Origin of the sequence: uncultured Campylobacter sp., assembly GCF_938045205.1 — a bacterium.
Classification (GTDB): domain Bacteria; phylum Campylobacterota; class Campylobacteria; order Campylobacterales; family Campylobacteraceae; genus Campylobacter_B.
Genome location: NZ_CALIMY010000130.1, coordinates 1 through 1,480, shown reverse-complemented (window position 1 = coordinate 1,480; position 1,480 = coordinate 1). Strand labels below are relative to the sequence as shown.

Annotated in this window: 2 protein-coding genes; both read left to right on the top strand. The window is 39.5% G+C overall.

Annotated elements, in window-relative coordinates; translation table 11 throughout:
- Window positions 1-328 precede the first annotated feature (328 nt).
- Window positions 329-1,237, top strand: coding sequence for a tetratricopeptide repeat protein (locus Q0198_RS07690; RefSeq protein WP_297896663.1), 909 nt, complete (start codon window positions 329-331; stop codon window positions 1,235-1,237).
- Between the two features lie 30 nt (window positions 1,238-1,267).
- Window positions 1,268-1,480 (top strand): hypothetical protein (locus Q0198_RS07685; RefSeq protein WP_297896661.1); only part of this gene is annotated, 213 nt, incomplete at its 3' end.

Genomic DNA, 1,480 nt, shown 5'->3' with positions numbered 1-1,480 from the left:
ATAATTTTACTTTAAAAACTAGCTTTTTAAATTTCGCACATCGACTCTTAAAAATTTTAGAATTTTTGAGTATATCAAGAGCTCGTCGGTATTAGGCGCTATAAAATTTCATAGCGCCAGTAAGTCATAGATTGAAAATTAGATATTGATGCGATTGCCGTACGCAGGCTGTAAAACATGGCAATCATATATTTTTAGCGCTTATTAGGGGGGGGTATACTTCTGCGGAATTTTAAAAGCAAAGAAAACAATAAAATTTTAATGCCATTAAATGACAGTATCTGACAACGAAAAGTGAAATAATATGAAAAATTTTAAGGAGGAAGAAATGAAAAAGATCATTTTAGCTTTGGCTTTTTTAAGCTCTTTTATGTTTGCCGAGAAGGCAAAAGAACTTACGGATGAGCAAATAAATACATTGGTAAAGATCTGCGAGAGCGGTAAAGACTTTACGAATGAAAATGGAACCGTGAAGTATGAGGAAGCCTGCGTTACTCTCGGCATATTATATGAAAATATCCCTGGAAGCAGCGATAATTTTGGTATAAAAATGCCAAAACAAGATTTGACAAAAGCCTTTAAATTTTATAAAAAAGCATGCGACGGCGGCCAAGCTTTTAGTTGTTTTGAATTAGGAGAATTTTATCGCAAAGGAGAAGTGGTAGCAAAAGATAATAAAAAAGCTCTTGAGCTCTTTGAAAAGGCATGCGATACGGGCTATGAAAGTGGCTGCACTATGGCGACTCTTGTGAGAGGTGATAAGGCCGATATGGCAAAGATGTCCGCGCAGAAAAAGAAGGATTGCGATAGCAATGGCGATGTATTTGCTTGCGAGATGTACGCCTTGTCTATGGATGGAAAGGATAATAAAGAAGCGGCGAAATACTATAAAAAAGCTTGCGAGCTTGGCAAAAATATCTCGGATTCCGCATTACAAAATAACCCCGCATTTAACGATGGGATAAAGCAATTTTGCAGCAGACCTGCTGAGCTTGAAGCGCAAAATTTAAGGGCTGTGCAGGACGTAATTAAAGCGAAAATCGCCGAAGAGTATAGAATATCTTGCGATTCTGAGGGGAACTGGGTATCTTGCGCGATATACGCCTCTAATATAGAGAGCGACGATCAAAGAGCGGCGATGAGATACTACGACAAGGCGTGCAAATTGGGCAGAAAAATCATAAGTGTCGATTCTAACAAGATACTGCAAAAATCTTGCGAAAAAGTAGTTCGCTGAGGTGGTTTTAAATTTATATGAGGAGTTGTAATGAAAAAGATGATTTTAACTTTAGTGCTGTTAGGCTATGCAGCGTTCGGCGGTTTGGGAACTAAAATAGATGAAATCATCTGCGAAGCAGGACACGCCGACTCCTGCGCCTCCTCCGCCGCATCATATCTGAAAGAAGCCGAGCGATCAGATAATCTGACGCCTGAGATTGATCTAGGCAAGGCTGCAGAATTCCTCGGCAAAGCTTGCGCA